Origin of the sequence: Mycolicibacterium hodleri, from assembly GCF_025822245.1 — a bacterium.
GTDB classification, from domain to species: Bacteria; Actinomycetota; Actinomycetes; order Mycobacteriales; family Mycobacteriaceae; genus Mycobacterium; species Mycobacterium hodleri.
In genome coordinates this window covers 40,805-58,310 of sequence record NZ_JACKTL010000010.1, presented here as the reverse complement: position 1 = coordinate 58,310, position 17,506 = coordinate 40,805, and the positions used below count along the sequence as shown (strand labels likewise).

Here is a 17,506-nt window from a genome sequence, read left to right as displayed (position 1 = left end):
CTAGCTAGCAGCCGCGTTGGGTGAGGTAGGCGTCGAGGGCTTGGTCGGTGATGGAGGCGATGCTGATAGTGCGGTCGCCGGTTTCGTAGCGGAGTTTGTCGACGGCTTTTCCGAGGCGGGTTTTGGTGGAGGGTCGGATTCTGACGTTGTGCTGCTCGGTGAGCCGCTCCGCCGCTCCCCCGGCCGCCGGTTGTGGTGAAACCGGTGTGGATGGCGCCGCTCCGAGTGGGGTGCCCTGGGTGAGGGGTGCGGGCCGGTCGGGTATGGCGTCGGCGGGATGGTTGGTGGTGCGGGTGATGGCCGGCTTGCGTGCAGCGCTCATGCGGTGGCTCCGATGGTGATGCCGAGTTCGTCGAGCAGGTCGTCGTAGGCAACTTGCAGGCTGAGCGCTCGGCCGCCTTTGAATTTGTGCATGGGCACTTCGGCGCTGTGGGCGTCTTGGCGGGCACCGAGGTCGGGTATGACGGTGCGGGCCACGAGGTCGCCGTAGGCTTCGCGCAGCTCGCGCTCGCGATCGATGTGCTCACCCTTGTTTTGCCGGCGGGAGATGATGATCTTGGACAGCTCCAGGCGCGGGTTGGGTCGAAGTTTGACTTTCTGAACGGTGGTTTCGAGCCGCGTGACGCCTTTGACGGAGTCTTTCGTGGGTTCGGTAATGGCATACACGGTGTCGACGGTGAGCAGGACAGCGAATAGCAGCTTGCCCAAGCTGGGCGGGCAGTCGAACAGCACCGCGTCGTAGGGCGAGAGGTCCAGGCCTTCGAGAGCGACGTCGAGGCGGAACACCAGATCGGATGCACCGCTGGATTCGGCGTTGGACAGGTCCAGGTGGGATGGGATGAGGTCGACGCCGTCCCATTCGGTGGCCACGACGGCGTCGATAGCCGAGCCGGGTTCAGTGCGGTCCATGAGGTCAGCGGTGGTGAGTTGCCCGTCTTCGGTGTAGACGCCGAGGCCTTCGGTGGCATTGGCCTGGGGGTCCATGTCGACGATGAGCGCCCGCCCGCCGCGGTGACTGATCGCGCTAGCCAGCCCGAGTGTCGTCGCGGTCTTGCCGACGCCACCTTTTTGATTGGCTAGGGCGTGCCGTTTTGGCTGCACAATAATTCTCCGTAGGTGAGCTAGCGAGGGTAACTATTCAAACTAGGATAGCTCTCATAGCTACGCTAGCAATGCTCGCATCGTCTTGCCGTGTCGTTGTACTCGTACTGCGGTTCGAGGAGCCTGGGGGAGGCGCGGGTTAGGGGCCATGCACGGGCACAACCAACATGAGCAAGGGGGTAATTACGGTATAATTTTTATACATGCTTGAGTTCGAGTTCGATCCCGACAAGAGTGCTACGAACCTGACCAAGCACGGCATCGACTTCACCGCAGCACAAGCCATTTGGCGAGATGCACACCGCGTCGAGGTCCCAGCACGCACAACGGATGAGCCGAGGTGGATGGTGATCGGTCAAGCTGGCGGCCAACACTGGTCTGCAGTCATCACCTACCGAGACGAACACGTCCGGATCATCTCGGTACGGCGCTCTCGAGAAGGTGAGGTTGCGATATATGAAGGCTGAAGATTTCGACGAACGGTTCGACGCGGGCGTGGATTTGTCCACCGCACTTGACACGACACGGGCGCGACGCCCCGGAGAAGAACACCGACGGGTCAACGTCGACTTCCCAGCATGGATGATCGTCGAACTGGACCGCGAAGCCACCCGGCTCGGCGTCACCCGTCAATCCCTCATCAAGGTCTGGATTGCGGACAAACTTGATCATGGTGACCACAGCGCAGCCTGACTCACCCTGAGGGCGGCCCGCGCCCCGTCCCGATAACGAAGGTCCTCATCAAGGTCTGGATTGCGGACAAACTTGATCATGGTGACCACAGCGCAGCCTGACTCACCCTGAGGGCGGCCCGCGCCCCGTCCCGATAACGAAGGCGATCTCAGCCGGTCATGGCATCACCCCAGGTAATCGATGATGTGATGTGTGGAGGCGGCGATGGGTGTTGGTCCGATCGGTTTCAGTGTCGAGGAGCAAAACCTGATGTGGTCGATGCGCCGCGCGGGTGAGTCGATCCGGGAGATGGAGCGCACGTTGGGCGAGACGGTGCCCCGCATTCGGCGGTTCCTGCGCCAATCAGGTGGTATCGCGCCGATCCCGCGGCATCGCCGGGCCGATCATCTGACGTTGGCCGATCGTGAGGGGATCTCACGTGGGATCGCCTCCGGCTTGTCGGCACGGTCGATCGCCGGGCGCATCAATCGGGCACCGTCGCAACCTCAAGTAGTACCACCGCTATGACTGGCTGAAGCCCCGTCCCCAGGCTCAGGACCTTCTCAACTACCTCGATAGCCACGCCGACCCCATCTTCTGGGGATGACCGCCGAGTAACCTGGCCCAGCGATGCGCTGACTGACCGGTAGAGTCTCACGAAGGTTTTCGGGACGGTTGTCAAGCCGAGGCTACACCCAGGATGCCGCAGCCACGATCGAGCTCGGCTCTCCGAGCAGGCTCATGTGCGCGGAGCCGTCGCGGCGGTCTTGTCGCCCCAGGCCGATCGCGCTCCGGAGTCACCGATCCGGTACACCTGAACCGACGCGGCGACGCTGGCGATGACAACGACGGCGACGACCACCCACCTGAGCAGTGGCTTCAGCGGCTGTTCCCGCCGTTCGCGTAGGTGCACGAACGCGAGGAGCACCGCGGCCACCACCAGGCCGATGGAGAAGTAGAGCATGGTGTCGCCGAGCTCGGTGTGGGTCTGCAGAATCGTGGTGGGTTGGGTGCTCTGTTCCAGCCATTCCCCGGCGTCGGTGGTCAATGGGGTCAGGATTGTGGTCGCCGCAGCGAGCACGAGCACGAGCCAGGTGAGGTGTCGTCGGGCGGCCGGCCAGAGCGCGCACACGATCGCCAGGGCGGCGGTCAGGGGTGCGAGCACGACGATGAAGTGCACCAGCAGGATGTGGGCGGGAAGTCCTTGGAACGTCGACAATTCGACGCCTTTCTGTGAGTGAGGGTGATTCTCGATGGACCGACGTTTACCGCCTTTAGGTGATGACTGCGCCCACCAGATGTCCGATGGCGTAGGTCGCCCCGAGCGCCAAGGCGCCGCCGACGACGTTGCGGGTAATCGCCCGTGACTTGGGCGCACCGCCCAGCGCCGCCGACGCTCCTCCGGTGATGACCAGGGCCACCAGTACGGCCGCGACGGTCACCGGCACCCGTAAAACGCTGGGCGGCAGCAGAATCGCAATCAGGGGCAGCAGCGCACCCACGGTGAACGACAGCGCTGAGGACACGGCGGCCTCCCAGGGGTTGGTCAGATCGGTGGGATCGATGCCCAGTTCCACGTCGGCATGAGCGGCGAACGCGTCGTGGTCGGTGAGCTCTTCGGCGACGGTGCGTGCGGTGGCCGTGGAGAGCCCCTTCGCCTCATACAGCGCGGCGAGCTCGTCCAGTTCTGATGCGGGGTCCTCGTGGAGTTCTGCGCGTTCCTTGCTCAGCAGGGCCTGCTCGGTGTCGCGTTGGGTGCTGACCGAGACGTATTCTCCCAACGCCATCGAGACGGCACCGGCGACGAGCCCGGCGATTCCCGCGGTCAGGATCGGGTCGCGAGACGTCGTCGCGGCGGCGACGCCGACCACGATGCCCGCGGTGGAGACGATCCCGTCGTTGGCACCCAGGACCCCGGCGCGCAGCCAATTCAACTTGGAGGACACCGAACCCGTGTGCGGTTCGGGATGGGTCTCGGTCGACATGCTCGCCACGCTAGACACCGACCCCGGCGGCGGCCAGCAAACCTAGCCTTGCCAACGTCTCACGGTGCCAGTTGGGGGTCATCGTCCACGTCACGCCACGGTGACCCGATGGGCGCGTTGAGTCGAACCGAGCGGGCGTCGACCAGCGAGTGATGCTGGTGCTCGACTGAACTCGCTGATGGCGCACACGTGGCGCCGGTGCGCCGTTGGTGGTCACCGACGAACCTTCTTCACGGCACCAGCTCCTTCTCGGGGGGATCGGATGGAAACGGATGGAAACAATGGGCGACGCTGCCCGTCAGGACTGAGGTGGCGTGGTTAGGGACAGCGCCAGGCGGGGGCAGCGGTCGACGGCGATGCGTGCCTCGGTCAGGTCCGCGGGTGGTATCAAGGGCTCGCGGGCGCCGTCGCGAGCCAGGGGGTAGCCCCAGTCGTCGCGCCGGAGCATGCCGGGGAGTAGTTCGGTGCACAGTCCGCGTCCGTCGCATCGGGTCCAGTCGACGTGCAGCCGTTGGGGTTTCGGCGTGGCTCTCATGCGGTCCCCGCGGTAGGCGGTCGCGCGTCGCGACGGTCAGCACTGCGGGCGGTGACCAGGGCAGCGGTGCATCGGCCGGCTTGGTGCTCGGTGAGGTCGCCAGCGAACGCGTTGAGCGCGCTGCGGGCTAGCCGGACGGTGCCGTCGGGGTGGCGGCACGCGCCGCGACCATCGACGAGGCCGAGCATGCGATCCGTCTCGTCGAGCAACTCGTCGTCCACCCGCTGGTAGGCCAGGGCGTCGAACAGCTTGGCCAGCCGGGGAAGGCCGTTGCGGCACGGGCCGCACTGGCGGGCGCCCTGGTCGGCGAGGTAGGTCAGGATGTCCGCGGTGCGGGCGAGGCCGCACTGGTCAGCGGGAAGGAGGTGCACGATGCCCGCACCCGGACTCGCCCCGACGGCTGCAAGACCCGGGCGGGATAGCCGGACGCTGGTCAGGGCTGCGGTGGAGATCCAGCTGCCGTGATAGCCCCCGAGCAGGACCGCACCCACTTGGCGCAGATCGTCGAGCCCGCCGCGGGCCAGGACCTCGCTCAGCGGTGCTCCGGTGGGCAGTTCCGTGACGCCCCGGTGGGGCAGCGCGCCGGACAGGGTGATCAGCATGGTGCCGGGTTCCTCGGCGTCCCCGACGGAGCGGAACCACCGCGGACCGTAGCGGGCGATCAACGCGACGTGCGCGAGGGTTTCGACGTTGTTGACCAACGTGGGGCGCCCGCGCACCCCGCAGATCGACGTCGGACGTGTGCGATCGCGCGGGATCGCCGGACCTCCCTCGATCCGCCTCACCACCGCGGACTCCTCGCCGGAGACGAACGCCTCGGGGGCTTCCACCACGGTCACCCGGCGCTCGCCCAATCCGGCGGCGACGCGGTCGGCGAGGGCAGACCGGACGGCGGGCGCGACGCGTTCGGGCAGATAAACGTAGACCGTGTCGGCGCCGACCGCTTCGGCCGCCGCGTGCAGACCATCGAGGACCAGGTGCGGTGCCCGGGTCAGCAGCGCCGCGTCCTTGCCGCTCAGTGGTTCGCCCTCGGCGCCGTTGCCGATCACGACGGGTTTGCCGCCGGTGACCGAGGCGATCTTGCGGCCGGTGGGGAACCCGGCCCCGCCCCGTCCGGTCAGCCCGGCCGCCTGCAGCGACGCGATCAGGTTCTCGGCCGGGTGTGGGGGCAGCGCCCCGAACCGTGCGTGATGCTCGGTCAGCCCAGGGCCGCGGGCGGCGAGGAGTCGGCGGCCGAGGGGAGGGTGCGTCGTTCGTGGCGTGGGGACGGTCATCGCCGCGCCGATGTTCGGGTGTCGGCGTATTCGGCGAAGTCGGCCCGCACCCGCCACCACAGTGCGGCGGCGACGGTGACCGCGCAGCACCCGCTGACGACGAGAAACCAGGCTCGGCCGGCGTCGGTGCCGTTGCCCAGGGCGTGCGCCAGCGCGATCGGCCACAGCGCGTAGGTCACCCAGTGAATGGCGCGAAAGGCGCCCGGGCCGAGTCGATGACGCAGCAGGCTGCTGATGATGACCACGGCGAGGACGTCGAACGCGCACGTGCCCAAGCCGAGCCACAGCGGCCGGTAGACGCCCAGGAACGGCACCACGAAGTCGATCAGGCGCAGCTGGGCGTAGGGGTCGAACAAGAGCAGAGTCAGGTGCAGGGCGACCAAGAGAGTTCCGGTCAGCGCGGCGATGCGGTGGACGTCGGCGACGGCGAAGCGGGGGAGTGTGGCAACCCGGCGGCCCGAGCGGGTCGCGATGCCCAGTGCCGAGGAGATGGTCAGGAACACCAGCGCAGTGATTCCGGTGCCGCGACCCAGCGCCCACAGCGCCTCACTGGTCATCGCCATGCCTCCGGATCGGCCCGGGGCCAGTCGTCGACGGTGTGCACGACGCGGTCGCGGTCCACCAGTCGGGCCGTCATACCGAGTGTTCGGATCCAGTCCAGCGCCGACCATCCCCGCACGATGGCCGCGGTGGAGACCGTGTTGGCGGCACAACAGGTTTGGGCGGCGATGGTGACGGTGCGCCACACCGGGTCTGCTGATTGGCCGTTCCGTGGGTCCAGGATGTGGTGCCGCAACTCGTCGCCGCGGTGCCAGCGGCGACGAAGGGTGCTCGAGGTGGCCAGCGCGGTCCCGGCCGGCAACCCGACCGCGCTCTCGGGATCGCCGTCGGCGTCGTGGATCAGGACCTGCCACCCACCCTCGGGCGCCGGTCCGGCCGTAGCGATGTCCCCGCCGAGGTTGACCAGCACGCCACTGCCGGTGACCTGGTGCACCCGGTGGGCGCACTGGTCGGCGGCGACGGCCTTCGCCGTCGCGCCGAGGTCGAGCAGGACTCCAGGTGGCACGGTGGCGACCCGACCGGTGAGGGTGACCATCGACCACACTGCCGGTGCGAGAAGCGACACGCGGCTCGGGCCGGTATCGCCGAGCGTCGCGGCGTCGCGGTCGTAGCCGAGCGCAACCATCGCGGCACCGACCGTGGGGTCGACGTCCCCATCGGTCTGGGCGGCTGCCGTCAGCGCGGCCCCCAGCAGGTTGGCCAGCGCAGCGCTCACGTTGGTGGGCCGACCGCCCGACGTGGCCAGCGCCATGACTTCGGAGTCCGGCCGGAACCGTGATGCGGCAGCCTCCACGGCGTCGAGTTCGGTGTCGACCTCCCCGCGCGCCAGCAGCAGCGATGCGGGATCGGTGACGACGACGTGCATGTCGGTACTCCAGCGTTGCCACCGGCTGTGGGCGAGATCGGGCGCGTCGAGGGTCACGAGCCGCGGGACCTCGTAATGGGTGGCGAGTAGTTCGGGGTCAGCACCGGTGCGGGAGTGAGGTTGCGGCGCTTCGTCGTCGGTGGCGTCGACGGTGGGTGGGACTGAGAGGTCCGCGTGGGGGTTGGTGCCGGTTCGTAGGTCTGCTGGGGCGTGTACTCGGGGGTGTATTCGGTCACCGGTGCCTGCGCGATGGTCGGCTCGGGGGCGGCCGCAGGAGCCGGGTCGGTGGTGACCGAGGGTGCCGGCTCGGAAGCCGCCGGTGTGGTCGTGTTGGTGGCCGCGGTCACGGGCCCAGGTGCCGCGGGCGCGTCGAGAGCGGGTGCCGGGTTCTGTTCGGGTGCGGGGTCGACGGCGACGACGGGCGATGGCGCCGCCACGGGTTTGGCGGTGTCGGCGTAGGCCAGGGTGGAGGTGCCCGCCACGGCGACGACCCCGAGGCCGGCCAGCGCCCACGACGCGGCTTGGGCGCGGCGCAATCCGGAACGGGGTGAGTCCATGAGACCGATGGTGGCAGCCGATTCTTCGAGGCTTCGAAGAACTCGCGTGGCACGCTCGTCGGATGCCCGACCGGACCGCAGCGCCGAGACTGCTGTTCGTCGAGGACGACCGCGCTCTGAGTGCAATGCTCGTCGAGCTCTTCGTCGACGAGGGTTACCAGGTGCAGGTCGCCTACGACGCTCAGCGGGGGCTTCACCTCGGGCTAACGGAATGCTACGACGCACTCGTCGTCGATCGGGGGTTGCCGGTGATGGATGGCCTCGACGTCGTCTCATCGCTTCGGTCGCGGGGAATCGCCACACCGATCCTGCTGTTGACAGCGCGCGGTGCCCTCGCCGACCGGGTCGAGGGGCTCGACGCCGGCGCGCAGGACTACCTGGTCAAACCCTTCGAGGTCCCCGAACTGCTGGCCCGGATCCGCGCCCTGGTGAGACGCCCGGACGGCGGCTCGACACTACGGGTCGGCGGGCTGTCGTTGGATCGGGTGACGCGCACCGCCAGCGGCCCCGCAGTGGGCGCCGACGTGGAACTCTCCGAGCGTGAGGCCGCGTTGCTCGGTGTCTTGATGAGCACCCCCGGGCGCATCCATACCCGGGGCCAGCTGCTGCGCTCGGCATTCGGTGGGGTCGACAACCCCGGTGTGGTCGACACCTACGTGCACTACCTGCGCCGCAAACTGGGCCGCGGCATCGTGCTGACCGCTCACGGGACCGGATACCGGCTCGGAATCCAATGACACCCGGCAGCGACCTGACCGTGGTGCGGCGCGCGGGCCGCATCGCCGCCCTGCAGGCCTCCCTCGCCTTGGCCGCGGTCCTGCTGGTGGTGGGGGCGGTTATCTTCCTGGTCGACCGACAGGTTCAGAAACAACAGATCACCGATCAGCTCACCTCGGTCACCGCGACGGTCGACGACACCACCGACCCCCCACCGGGAATGCAACTCGTCGTGCGGGACCTGGCCGGCAAGGTGACCGCCAGTGCCGAGGGCTTGCCGACCACCGAGCTTCTCGGGCGCCCCGCAGGGTTCTCCGACGTGCGTGTCGGCGGGGCGGCGAACCGCGTCCTCGTCGCCGACAAACCCCACGGCCGGGTGGTGGCCCTGCTGTCGTTGGACTCCTACGCAGCGAGCCGACGCCGGTTGCTGTTGGCGCTAGGTGCTGCGGAACTGGCCGGAATCCTGGCCTCGATCGGTGTGGTCGTCTTGCTCACGCGGCGTTCCCTTCGTCCACTCACCGAAGCCTTGGCTCTGCAGCGGCGGTTCGTCGCCGACGCCTCCCATGAGCTTCGTGCCCCGTTGACGTTGCTGCACACCAGAATTCAGTTGCTGAGCCGCCACTTCGGGGACCGGGATGCCCACCAGGCCAAGGAGCAGATCGAGGCGCTGGCGTCCGATACCCGGATGCTTGGTGAGGTGATCGAGGATCTGCTGGCGTCGGCGTCGATGGCCAGCAGCGGCGTCCCGCGTGTCCGCGTCGACGTGGCCGCCCTCGCCGAAGGTATTCGCGCCAGCACGGTCGAGCACGCCCAGTCCGCGGGAGTGACCCTATCCCTGAAACAAGACATCGAAACGGCCGCAACGACTTTCACTGTCCTGGGATCGGCAGCTGCGCTGCGCCGTGCCCTCATGTCCCTCGTCGACAACGCCCTTGCCCACGAACACCCCGGCGGTTCAATAGACATCCATCTCAGGCGGCAGGGGCCGAACGTCATCATCGACGTGCGCGACGACGGCGTCGGCGTCGATCCCCAAGCGGTGGACGACCTATTCACCCGGTTCTCCCACGGACACACCCATACTGCGACCGCGGGACGCGAACGCTACGGCATCGGGCTCGCGCTGGTCCGCGAGATCGCCCTCGCCCACCACGGCGACATCTCCGTCACGCCCACGCTCGGTGGCGGCGCGACGTTCAGGCTCACCCTGGCCGCCGCCCCATCCGCCTGACACCGGAGACTGCGGACTGACGTCGGCGGGTCGGCTAGGCCGGGGTTCCCGGCCGCAGCCGCTCACGTCATGGGCGGTATCCGGGTACGACGACGGAGCCGGGGTAGTTCACGTAGTCCTAAGGGGTCAGGTCGTGTCAGCAGGCGATGATCGCCCCCGTCCATCCATGATGGATGCTCCTCCAGATGAGCACTGTTGGTTGCGACCTCTCGGGGTACCTGATGATGTCCGCCGAATCAGAACGCTCGGTCTAGCGCAAAGGATCGATTGCGATAGACCCAAGGACGTCATCGGGGACGAGCGCATCGACGCAGGAAGCAAGTATATCGAAACTCACATCAGAAACACCGTCACGTGACACTTCGTGCCGGGTGAGATTCGCTAGAGTCCGGCCGGTGGCCAAGATCGGATACGCGCGGGTGCCGACCGCCGACCAGAACCCGCAGCTGCAACTCGACGCCCTCGACGGCGCCGGCTGCCTGAAGCTCTACACCGACCACGCCAGCGGCACCAAGACCGACCGCCCACAATGGACCGCCTGCCTAGCTGATCTGCGCGCCGGGGACACCCTGGTCATCTGGCGCATCGACCGCCTCGGCCGCAACCTGCGCGACCGCAGTGTTGGGGTGCAATCGCTGTGCAACGGCCTGGTCGACACCACCACCGCCCACGGCGCCCTGGTGTTCGGGATGTTCGCCCTGATGGCCGAGTACGAAGCCGCCTTAATCCGAGAACGCACCCAGGCCGGTCTCGCGGCGGCCCGCGCCCGCGGCCGACGAGGGGGCCGCACACCCAAGATGACACCTGCCCTGATCGGCAAGGCCCAACGAATGTACGACTCCCGCCAATTCACCATGGCCGAGATCGCCGCATCCTGCTCGGTCACCCCCATGACCATCTACCGCCACATCCACACCGACCAGACCCAGACAGCGACCAAAGTGACTGCGACTGATTAGTTTTCGATCGAAGGTTTTCGAGACACTTCGCCGACAAGCAACCCACCTGGTGGTTCAGGATCTTGAAAACGTGTACCGAAACCGTCGGTGGCTGGTGGTAGGGATTAGGGCATGAACCGGATGCTTGGGTACGCCCGAGTCTCGACCAGCGATCAGACGGTGCGCAGCCAGGTGGACGCTCTGAGAGGGCTGGCCGCGTGCGGGTCAAACGGCTCGCGGACCGTCACGAATGCGCTGGACTCGCCAGTGGGAGGCACACGGTGAACAAAGCCCCACCGTCGGGCCGATCGCTAATGGTGACGCATCCGTCGTGGGCGGCAACGACTTCGGAGACGATCGCCAGACCGAGTCCGCTGCCACCGCCGCGGCGGGAGCGATCGGTGTCCAACCGGACGAACCTGTCGAACACCCGAGCCCGCTCGGCTTCTGGGATGCCGGGGCCGTCGTCGCCGACGGTCAGCACGGCCGTGTCTGCCTGCGGGTAGACCCGCACTTCCACGCGGGTGCTCGCGTGACGCGCCGCGTTGTCCAACAGGTTGCGCAGCACGCGCGACAATCCGCCGGGATCGCCGAGCAGACGTGTCGCAGTCAGGTCCGCGTCGACGGTCAGCGTGGTTTCCCGCAGCAGCCTGCTCACTTCGTTGGATGCGACGTCGTCGAGGTCGACGTCTCTGCTGCGCAACATGAGTCCGCGCTCGTCTGCGCGGGCCAGCAGCAGAAGGTCTTCGACGAGGGACTTCATCCGCTGCGCCTCGGGACGCAGGGTGGAGCTGGCAAGTTCGTCGTTGAGGAATTCGGGGTGGACGGCGGCCACGTCGAGTGCCGAGAGGATGGCTTGCACGGGGCTGCGCAGTTCGTGGGAGGCGTCGCCGACGAACCGTCGCTGGGCGTCGTGGCCCGCTTCGATGCGGCCCAACATTTCGTTCATCGTGACCGCGAGGGCGGAGATTTCGTCGTAATTGGCGGGCACCGGGACACGCTCGGACAAGTCGGAGGTACTGATGTCGGCCACGCGGGTACGAATCGCGTCGACCGATCGCAGCGACCGGGCCACCAGCACGTAGGTGACCGCCCCGGCGACGACCATGACGATCGGTGCGGCGCCGGCCAGCAGGACCAGGACGGTCTTCACCGTCGACTCGACCGCTTCGCTGCCGGCGCCGACGAGGATCGTGTACGGCTCACCCCAAGCGTCGACGGTCTGGCCGCTGATGCGCATGTCACCGTCGGGGGAGGCGTGGTCGGGCAATCCGATCCGCAAGGTGGTGCCGATGCTCGAGGCATCGACGAGTGGGACCTGGGGCGCCGACGCCGATCGCCGGACGACGGTTCCGGTCGAGTCGATTACCTGCACCGCGACGATGCGTTGGTCGGTGCCGGTGAGGGTGCCGTCGAGTTCGGTGGCGGTGTCGCTGTGCAACGCCTCGATCACGTCTCCCACACGCGCCGCTGCCGCGTCGTCGACCCCGGCGAGCAGCGACCGGTAGAGGATGAGGGCCAATCCCGCCCCCGCGACGACGAACGCCACCAGCACCACCGTCGCCGACACGAAGGCCGACCGCGCCGAAATTCCCCAGTACCGGGGCCGCAGCCACGTCATGGGTTGTCTCAGTCGAGGCACGGGCGCCTTTCGGGCCTGGTCGGCATGATTCCTCCCTGCGTCGATGGCAGGGGTGCGTCGCGGCGCGACTGTGCGGATCATGCCACCCGCGGGCCCGTCGTAGTCGCCGACTCCGCTCGCCGCCCGGCCTGACCTCGGTGCGATCGGGTGACCGCCGTCAATGCGGACGCCCCCAAGATGACGGCGACGCCGCCAAGCAGCACACCCCCGCACACGTCGGTGAGCCAGTGCACGCCCAGGTACAGCCGCGTCAGCGCGACGGCGATCGTCGCCGTCATCACCGCGCATGCCAGTGCGAGCCGCGTCCCGGTACCGCGGTTGCGGCCCACCACGACCGCGATTATGCCGACCAGTGCCATCGTGCCGGTGACGTGTCCGGACGGGAACGACGGATCGACCTCCAGCACGAGCTGCACGGACTCGGGGGGCCGGTGCGCGCCGACCACGGCCTTGGTCAGGGTGCTCGTCGCGGTGGCCGCGGCCAACGTCGCGACGATCACGACGCCGGGGATGGGCGAGGAGCGACGCCACCACAGCAGGCCCGCGGCCAGCACCGCCAGCAGGGCCACCGCCACGGGACTGCCCGCGGTGGTGATCACGATCGCCACCGTCGTGAGCCACCCGTGGCGGTGCTCGATCAGCCAGCTCAACACGACGTGGTCCACCGTGGTGCCGTTCGCGGCGGTGTGGGCCACCACCGCCAGTGCGACGAAGAGCCCCGCAAGAAGGGCGGCGAGAAGTGCCGAGCGTCCGCCCGGCCTACCTGGTTGCTGCACTGATATCCCCGTTCGTGGTGAAGTAGAAGAAGTCGCGAATGTCGGGGTGCACGTACCGTTCCGACGGCCCGACCATGCTGGGCAAGAGGCGGTGCGGCTGCGGTGCTGCGGTGCCGTCCCCGCGCCAGGAGCTGAAGAACTGCAGTCCCGAGTGGATGTCGAGTTCCATTCCCGTGACGACGCCGGCCTGGACCATCGCCGCACCCAGGGTGGTGAGGGTGAGCTTGTCGCCTGCCGCGTAGATCAGATCGCCGTGGGAGGTGACGCCTAGGCCCGATCGCCACGTGTATTGCAGTTGATTGCGCGCGCTGCCCCATCGGCGATCGGTGTTGCGATCCAGACCCGGCACCGGCGCTCCGCCGTCGACGACGAGTGCCAAGTTTTGCCGGACCGCCACGACGTGTGGTGTCATCGAGACTTCTCGGCCCCACTGACCGACGGTGAGCCGGCCGCGGTCGTCGATGACGGCGGAGGCCTTGCCGTCCTCGAGTGGGCGAATCGCCGTGCCGTCGAGAAAGAATCCGCCCGGGTGCGCACTCGACTTGAAGCCCGAGTTGAACGCGGCCACCACGTCGGGAAGCTGCGCTGACGGGATGTGTCCGGGCGAGTGGGCGCCCGGCGGCTCAGCGGTGCCGGCCATCAGATGCGCGGTCAGGGTGGGAGTGCGCAGCAGCGCCACACCGACGATCACGCTGCGATGCCCCTGATCCGGCTGCAGCAGGGCGGTGTAGATCATTGGACGTTCGGCGGGGAGGCGCGGGATCGGGTGCCACCCGAGATGGTCGGCGGTGCCCGCGAGGTGGGGGAGATACCGATACGGCGCCGCGGCGGCGGTGGTGGTGGCCATCAGACCGCGCACGTCGGGCTGCGTGTTCGACGGCGCGTGCCTGCTGTACAGCCAGTTCTCATAGGTGTCCAGGGCGGCACCGAACCCCAGTTGGCGCAGCACCGTCGAGGTCCTGTCCTGCCATGGCGCGTAACCCGGGACCGATTCGACGTTGGCGTACAGGCCGCCACCGACAACGCCCAGCAGAACGACGATCACACCGAAGCGGGTGCTCCAGCGTTCCCAGAAGCCGCGTCTGCGTCGGACCGAGGGGCTCGCAGGGCAACCGTGACGACTCTGGTGCATGACATCAGAGTCGGCTGCACTTGCTGAGACCACGCTGAGGCCGCACCTGGCCTCGGTGCCTTCTCAGCAGGACCTCAGCGGGCGTCGACCACGGTGGTGATCATGCAACACCTGATCGTCACCTACGGACTGATCGCGATCTTCCTGCTGATGGCCGCGGAATCGGCCTGCGTCCCGGTGCCCTCGGAGGTCACGATGTTGCTCGGCGGTGCCCTGGCTGCAGGTGCGGTGAGTGGGCCCCACCCCAGCCTGGCGGCAGTGATCGCGGCGGGCACGGTGGGCAACGTGGCGGGAAGCTATCTGGCGTGGCTGGCCGGTCGTTACGGCGGCCGGCCGGCGCTGCGCCGCTGGGGACGCTACGTCCTGCTGCGTCCCGATGACGTCGACCGGGCGCAGGACTGGTTCGTCCGTCGTGGGGCGTCGTCGGTGTTCTGGGCCCGGCTGCTCCCCGGGATCCGCACCTTCATCTCGCTGCCTGCCGGTATCGCGGGCATGGCACCGGCGCGGTTCGGGCTCTACACCGTTGCGGGGTGTCTGCCGTGGACGGCGGCCCTGGCCGTTGCCGGGTACGCGATCGGCGCCAACTGGCACGCAGCCGAGGAGGCGATGCGCGGTCCGAGTTATCTGATCGCCGGCGCCGCCGTCCTGATCATCGTGATCGCCGGCGTGGTGGCACTCCGTCGGCGCCGGCGCCGCTCCGAGCCCTCGGGGTGCACCACCGGTGACGTCACCGCTGCCGAGTGAATCGCCCGGATGCCAGGCGATGCTGGCGCTGGAGGCAACCCTGCCTCCAGTCCGTGGTGTCCTCGAATCGGGACACCACGATCACTCACGCAGTAGCACAGCGTTTCGTCGAGATTGACGGCGAACGTGCCCAACGTCCACGCGGCGACGACCACCGTGCTCAACGACACGGTCCGATTAGGCGCCCGTGCTGTCCCGACACATCGACGCCTTCTCCGGGTGATCACCCCCCTGCGGTGCCCCGCAATCCCTCCGGCGTCGTCCGACGGGGTGAAGTGAGTGGGACCGCATGAGAAGTGGGGAGCGGTCAGGCGGCCAGGGTGAGCCCGCACCAAGCCCCCACGTACATACATGTCCTGCTCCCGCGTTGGAACTTCGGCTCTCAGCAGGGCCTCAGCGACGCCTCCGTAGGTTCCCGAATCATGAGCGAGACAACGCGATCAGCGGCGGTCAAGAAACCCCGAGAAATGTTGAGCAAGGTCCCAGAAATCACCGTGTGGTTCTGGGTGATCAAGATTTTGTGCACCACCGTCGGCGAAAGCTTCGCCGACTGGATCAACATGACCCTCGGCGTCGGCCTGAACCTCACCGCAATCATCTTCACCGTGGTGCTCGCGGTCGTCCTGGCCTGGCAGCTGACCCTGAACCGCTACACACCGTTCGTGTACTGGCTCACCGTGGTCGTGGTCAGCGTGACCGGCACCCTCTACACCGACATCCTCACCGACGACATCGGCGTCCCGTTGGCGCTGAGCACCAGTGTGTTCGCCGCGATCCTCGCCGTCGTCTTCGGAGTGTGGTGGGCCAAGGAACGGACGTTGTCCATCCACAGCATCACCACCCTTCCCCGCGAGCTGTTCTACTGGCTGGCCATCCTGGTCACCTTCGCACTGGGCACCGCCGCCGGCGACTGGACCCTGGAACTCACCGGATGGAGTCCCGGTGTTGCGGTGCTGCTTCCTGCCGGACTGATCATCGCCGTCGTCGCCGGCTGGAAGCTGGGCGCGAACGCCGTGCTGTCGTTCTGGCTGGCCTACATTCTGACCCGTCCACTGGGCGCCAATCTCGGTGACTGGCTCGGGTTCCCAAAGGATCAGCAAGGGCTCGGACTGGGTGTTGCCATCACCAGCGTGATCTTCCTTGCCGCCATCTTGGCCACCGTCATCTACCTGACTGTGACCCGCGCCGACGTCATCGAGGCGACTGGCCCGCCACGCACACAGAACCCAGATCGCGAGAAAGTCATGCTCGGCTACTTTGCGGCCGTCGCCGTCGCCACCGGTGCACTGATGACCTGGGCGCACGCCCAACCTCACGGCGCGCCTCCCGGAGCCGAGGCTCCCGTGACGATCACCGCCATTGCTCCTGGGCAGGCGACCGCCGCATTCCCCGCCGCCGACGTGGCCACCTTTCGCACCCTCACCCAGGACATGCTCACCAAGGTGACTGCGGGAGACCAGCCGGGGGCGACCGCGGGCGCGAAGAACCTCGAAACCGCATGGGACGATGCGCAGCTCAAGCTCAAAGCCATGGACGGCACGACCTGGACGGCCGTCGACGGACGCATCGACGCCGTCTTGACCTCGATACGCGATGCCCACCCCGATCCGGCCACCGAGACGCAGAACCTCAACGACCTTCTGACCGCCCTCCAGTGACTCTTTACCCGACGCGATGGGATCCACCGACATGACCGACGACCCCGAGAAGATGACACCCGACGTCGGCGACGACACCACCACACCCCCGGTGGCGCCCCCCGCCGAAGCTGCGTCGTCGCCGCCGGCCTCGCGCTGGGACAGGATTCGTCCCCGCGGTCGCGCCGGACAGGTCGCGGCGGTGTTGGTGGCGGCCGCCGCCGCACTGTTCATCGTCGGATCGATCTTCGTCGCCGGGTTTGCGTTGGGTTCTGAAGTCGGCGGCGAGCACCACGGCTACGGCAGTGACGGCTACGGCGAGAGCTACAGCGGTCACCGTGAAGGTGACGATTCAGGCGGGTCAGACGACGGGGGCTCTGACCGCGGCGACTCACACCGCACCAACGGCGCAGACCCGGACCAGCCAGGTGGCGAGCGCGAGTCACCAGGCGGCGGCTGACCCGAACCGGGCCTCGCACTGACCAGTCACGGTGACTCACGCACACCACACCGGTCCGTCGGCGCCAGGTCCCACCCCTGATCGGTCGACCCCTCCATGGGCGGGATCGACCGATTAGCGGCGGATCATCTTGGGGATGAGCCGGGCAGCACGGTGAACCCAAACCCGAGACATGTGGGCAGCCGACGCACGGCGGGCTATGTGGCCGCGTGCGACCAGCTCACCGGTGACCGCGACACCGCACGCTTGCGCGAGCAGAAGCGAGACGAAGACCATCACTTGGACTGCGCCCGGCCTGGGCCGCGGATCCCGTCGCCAGTAACACACCGACGAACGCGCCGGGCAGCGTGACCAGACCGGCGGTGCGGGCTTGGTCCAGGTTGGGAAGCAAGGCGTCGCTGAGCGGCCGCTCGATGACCTCCATGCGCGAGTCACGTTCGGAAAGGCCAAGACTCAACGCCGCCTCGACTTCGCCGGATCGCTGGCTTAACGCGTCGAGTGCACGACGGACGGCCAGGGCGGCGGCGGTCATCGTGCCGCCGAGCACGATTCCGAACACCGGAACGAGGGCGACCCCAATCAACGGCACCACAGTAAAGCTGACCCACGACCTTGTTGAAGGTGCGGTTGGCTGCGGCCTGGCGGTCACCGTGTTCTCGCCGACGCCGACGCCGGTATT

The 17,506-nt window shown here is 67.8% G+C and carries 21 protein-coding genes and 2 pseudogenes; 10 read left to right on the top strand and 13 right to left on the bottom strand.

Features of this window, described 5'->3' with window-relative positions; all coding sequences use genetic code 11:
- Positions 1–4: 4 nt before the first annotated feature.
- Both H7J06_RS02835 and H7J06_RS02830 read right to left on the bottom strand, forming a co-directional pair.
- On the bottom strand, positions 5–322 hold the full coding sequence (locus tag H7J06_RS02835; protein ID WP_264036801.1) for a hypothetical protein: 318 nt from the start codon (positions 320–322) through the stop codon (positions 5–7).
- Positions 319–1,101: a ParA family protein gene (locus tag H7J06_RS02830; protein ID WP_264036799.1), complete on the bottom strand. Its 783-nt coding sequence runs from the start codon at positions 1,099–1,101 to the stop codon at positions 319–321. Before H7J06_RS02830 ends, H7J06_RS02835 begins: the two co-directional genes overlap by 4 nt.
- Before the next feature lie 203 nt (positions 1,102–1,304).
- Here H7J06_RS02830 and H7J06_RS02825 point away from each other — a divergent pair, with 203 nt between their 5' ends.
- From H7J06_RS02825 to H7J06_RS02815, 3 genes and pseudogenes are all read left to right on the top strand, one after another.
- A complete protein-coding gene (locus tag H7J06_RS02825) occupies positions 1,305–1,568 on the top strand; it encodes a BrnT family toxin (protein ID WP_264036797.1) in 264 nt (87 codons plus the stop codon).
- Positions 1,558–1,794, top strand: a complete 237-nt coding sequence (brnA, locus tag H7J06_RS02820; protein WP_264036796.1) for a type II toxin-antitoxin system BrnA family antitoxin — start codon at positions 1,558–1,560, stop codon at positions 1,792–1,794. Before H7J06_RS02825 ends, brnA begins: the two co-directional genes overlap by 11 nt.
- Positions 1,795–1,998: 204 nt before the next feature.
- Positions 1,999–2,274 (top strand): annotated as a pseudogene (locus H7J06_RS02815) (helix-turn-helix domain-containing protein); the annotation flags it as partial.
- Between the two features lie 238 nt (positions 2,275–2,512).
- On the opposite strand, the gene H7J06_RS02810 reads toward H7J06_RS02815, so the two are convergent.
- The 7 genes from H7J06_RS02810 to H7J06_RS02780 form a co-directional block, all read right to left on the bottom strand.
- Positions 2,513–2,992 (bottom strand): DUF2231 domain-containing protein, encoded by a 480-nt coding sequence (locus H7J06_RS02810; protein WP_264036793.1) that lies wholly within the window; start codon positions 2,990–2,992, stop codon positions 2,513–2,515.
- Between the two features lie 55 nt (positions 2,993–3,047).
- A complete protein-coding gene (locus H7J06_RS02805) occupies positions 3,048–3,758 on the bottom strand; it encodes a VIT1/CCC1 transporter family protein (protein WP_264036791.1) in 711 nt (236 codons plus the stop codon).
- Positions 3,759–4,056: 298 nt separating this feature from the next.
- Positions 4,057–4,293: a ferredoxin gene (locus H7J06_RS02800; protein ID WP_264036788.1), complete on the bottom strand. Its 237-nt coding sequence runs from the start codon at positions 4,291–4,293 to the stop codon at positions 4,057–4,059.
- Complete coding sequence (locus tag H7J06_RS02795) at positions 4,290–5,567, bottom strand: NADH-ubiquinone oxidoreductase-F iron-sulfur binding region domain-containing protein (RefSeq protein ID WP_264036786.1); 1,278 nt, start codon at positions 5,565–5,567, stop codon at positions 4,290–4,292. The genes H7J06_RS02800 and H7J06_RS02795 overlap by 4 nt, the downstream gene beginning before the upstream one ends.
- Positions 5,564–6,124, bottom strand: coding sequence for a ferric reductase-like transmembrane domain-containing protein (locus H7J06_RS02790; protein WP_264036784.1), 561 nt, complete (start codon positions 6,122–6,124; stop codon positions 5,564–5,566). Before H7J06_RS02790 ends, H7J06_RS02795 begins: the two co-directional genes overlap by 4 nt.
- Positions 6,121–7,050, bottom strand: coding sequence for an FAD:protein FMN transferase (locus H7J06_RS02785; protein ID WP_264036782.1), 930 nt, complete (start codon positions 7,048–7,050; stop codon positions 6,121–6,123). Before H7J06_RS02785 ends, H7J06_RS02790 begins: the two co-directional genes overlap by 4 nt.
- Positions 7,047–7,550 (bottom strand): hypothetical protein, encoded by a 504-nt coding sequence (locus H7J06_RS02780; RefSeq protein WP_264036780.1) that lies wholly within the window; start codon positions 7,548–7,550, stop codon positions 7,047–7,049. The genes H7J06_RS02785 and H7J06_RS02780 overlap by 4 nt, the downstream gene beginning before the upstream one ends.
- A 62-nt stretch (positions 7,551–7,612) precedes the next feature.
- Between H7J06_RS02780 and H7J06_RS02775 the strand changes: the two genes are divergently transcribed.
- The 4 genes from H7J06_RS02775 (at position 7,613) to H7J06_RS32565 (ending at position 10,721) form a co-directional block, all read left to right on the top strand.
- The gene (locus H7J06_RS02775) at positions 7,613–8,287 is read left to right on the top strand and encodes a response regulator transcription factor (RefSeq protein ID WP_264036779.1); all 675 of its coding nucleotides are present in this window, start codon (positions 7,613–7,615) and stop codon (positions 8,285–8,287) included.
- Positions 8,284–9,498 carry a sensor histidine kinase gene (locus tag H7J06_RS02770; protein WP_264036777.1) on the top strand — a complete coding sequence of 405 codons (1,215 nt, stop codon included), beginning with the start codon at positions 8,284–8,286 and terminating at the stop codon, positions 9,496–9,498. The genes H7J06_RS02775 and H7J06_RS02770 overlap by 4 nt, the downstream gene beginning before the upstream one ends.
- A gap of 395 nt (positions 9,499–9,893) precedes the next feature.
- On the top strand, positions 9,894–10,457 hold the full coding sequence (locus tag H7J06_RS02765) for a recombinase family protein (protein WP_264036775.1): 564 nt from the start codon (positions 9,894–9,896) through the stop codon (positions 10,455–10,457).
- Between the two features lie 111 nt (positions 10,458–10,568).
- The gene (locus H7J06_RS32565) at positions 10,569–10,721 is read left to right on the top strand and encodes a recombinase family protein (RefSeq protein ID WP_372515219.1); all 153 of its coding nucleotides are present in this window, start codon (positions 10,569–10,571) and stop codon (positions 10,719–10,721) included.
- Here H7J06_RS32565 and H7J06_RS02760 read toward each other — a convergent pair.
- From H7J06_RS02760 to H7J06_RS02750, 3 genes are all read right to left on the bottom strand, one after another.
- On the bottom strand, positions 10,681–12,057 hold the full coding sequence (locus H7J06_RS02760; RefSeq protein ID WP_264036773.1) for a HAMP domain-containing sensor histidine kinase: 1,377 nt from the start codon (positions 12,055–12,057) through the stop codon (positions 10,681–10,683). The two genes, H7J06_RS32565 and H7J06_RS02760, sit on opposite strands and share 41 nt — an antisense overlap.
- A 98-nt stretch (positions 12,058–12,155) precedes the next feature.
- Complete coding sequence (locus H7J06_RS32300; protein WP_264036771.1) at positions 12,156–12,854, bottom strand: phosphatase PAP2 family protein; 699 nt, start codon at positions 12,852–12,854, stop codon at positions 12,156–12,158.
- The gene (locus H7J06_RS02750; protein ID WP_264036769.1) at positions 12,838–13,899 is read right to left on the bottom strand and encodes a hypothetical protein; all 1,062 of its coding nucleotides are present in this window, start codon (positions 13,897–13,899) and stop codon (positions 12,838–12,840) included. The genes H7J06_RS32300 and H7J06_RS02750 overlap by 17 nt, the downstream gene beginning before the upstream one ends.
- A gap of 189 nt (positions 13,900–14,088) precedes the next feature.
- Between H7J06_RS02750 and H7J06_RS02745 the strand changes: the two genes are divergently transcribed.
- From H7J06_RS02745 to H7J06_RS02735, 3 genes are all read left to right on the top strand, one after another.
- A complete protein-coding gene (locus H7J06_RS02745) occupies positions 14,089–14,730 on the top strand; it encodes a DedA family protein (protein WP_264036767.1) in 642 nt (213 codons plus the stop codon).
- Between the two features lie 422 nt (positions 14,731–15,152).
- Positions 15,153–16,388, top strand: coding sequence for a COG4705 family protein (locus tag H7J06_RS02740; RefSeq protein WP_264036765.1), 1,236 nt, complete (start codon positions 15,153–15,155; stop codon positions 16,386–16,388).
- Between the two features lie 31 nt (positions 16,389–16,419).
- Positions 16,420–16,827 (top strand): hypothetical protein, encoded by a 408-nt coding sequence (locus tag H7J06_RS02735; RefSeq protein ID WP_264036763.1) that lies wholly within the window; start codon positions 16,420–16,422, stop codon positions 16,825–16,827.
- Positions 16,828–16,941: 114 nt separating this feature from the next.
- Here H7J06_RS02735 and H7J06_RS02730 read toward each other — a convergent pair.
- Positions 16,942–17,419 (bottom strand): annotated as a pseudogene (locus H7J06_RS02730) (ABC transporter permease); the annotation flags it as partial.
- Between the last annotated feature and the right edge of the window lie 87 nt (positions 17,420–17,506).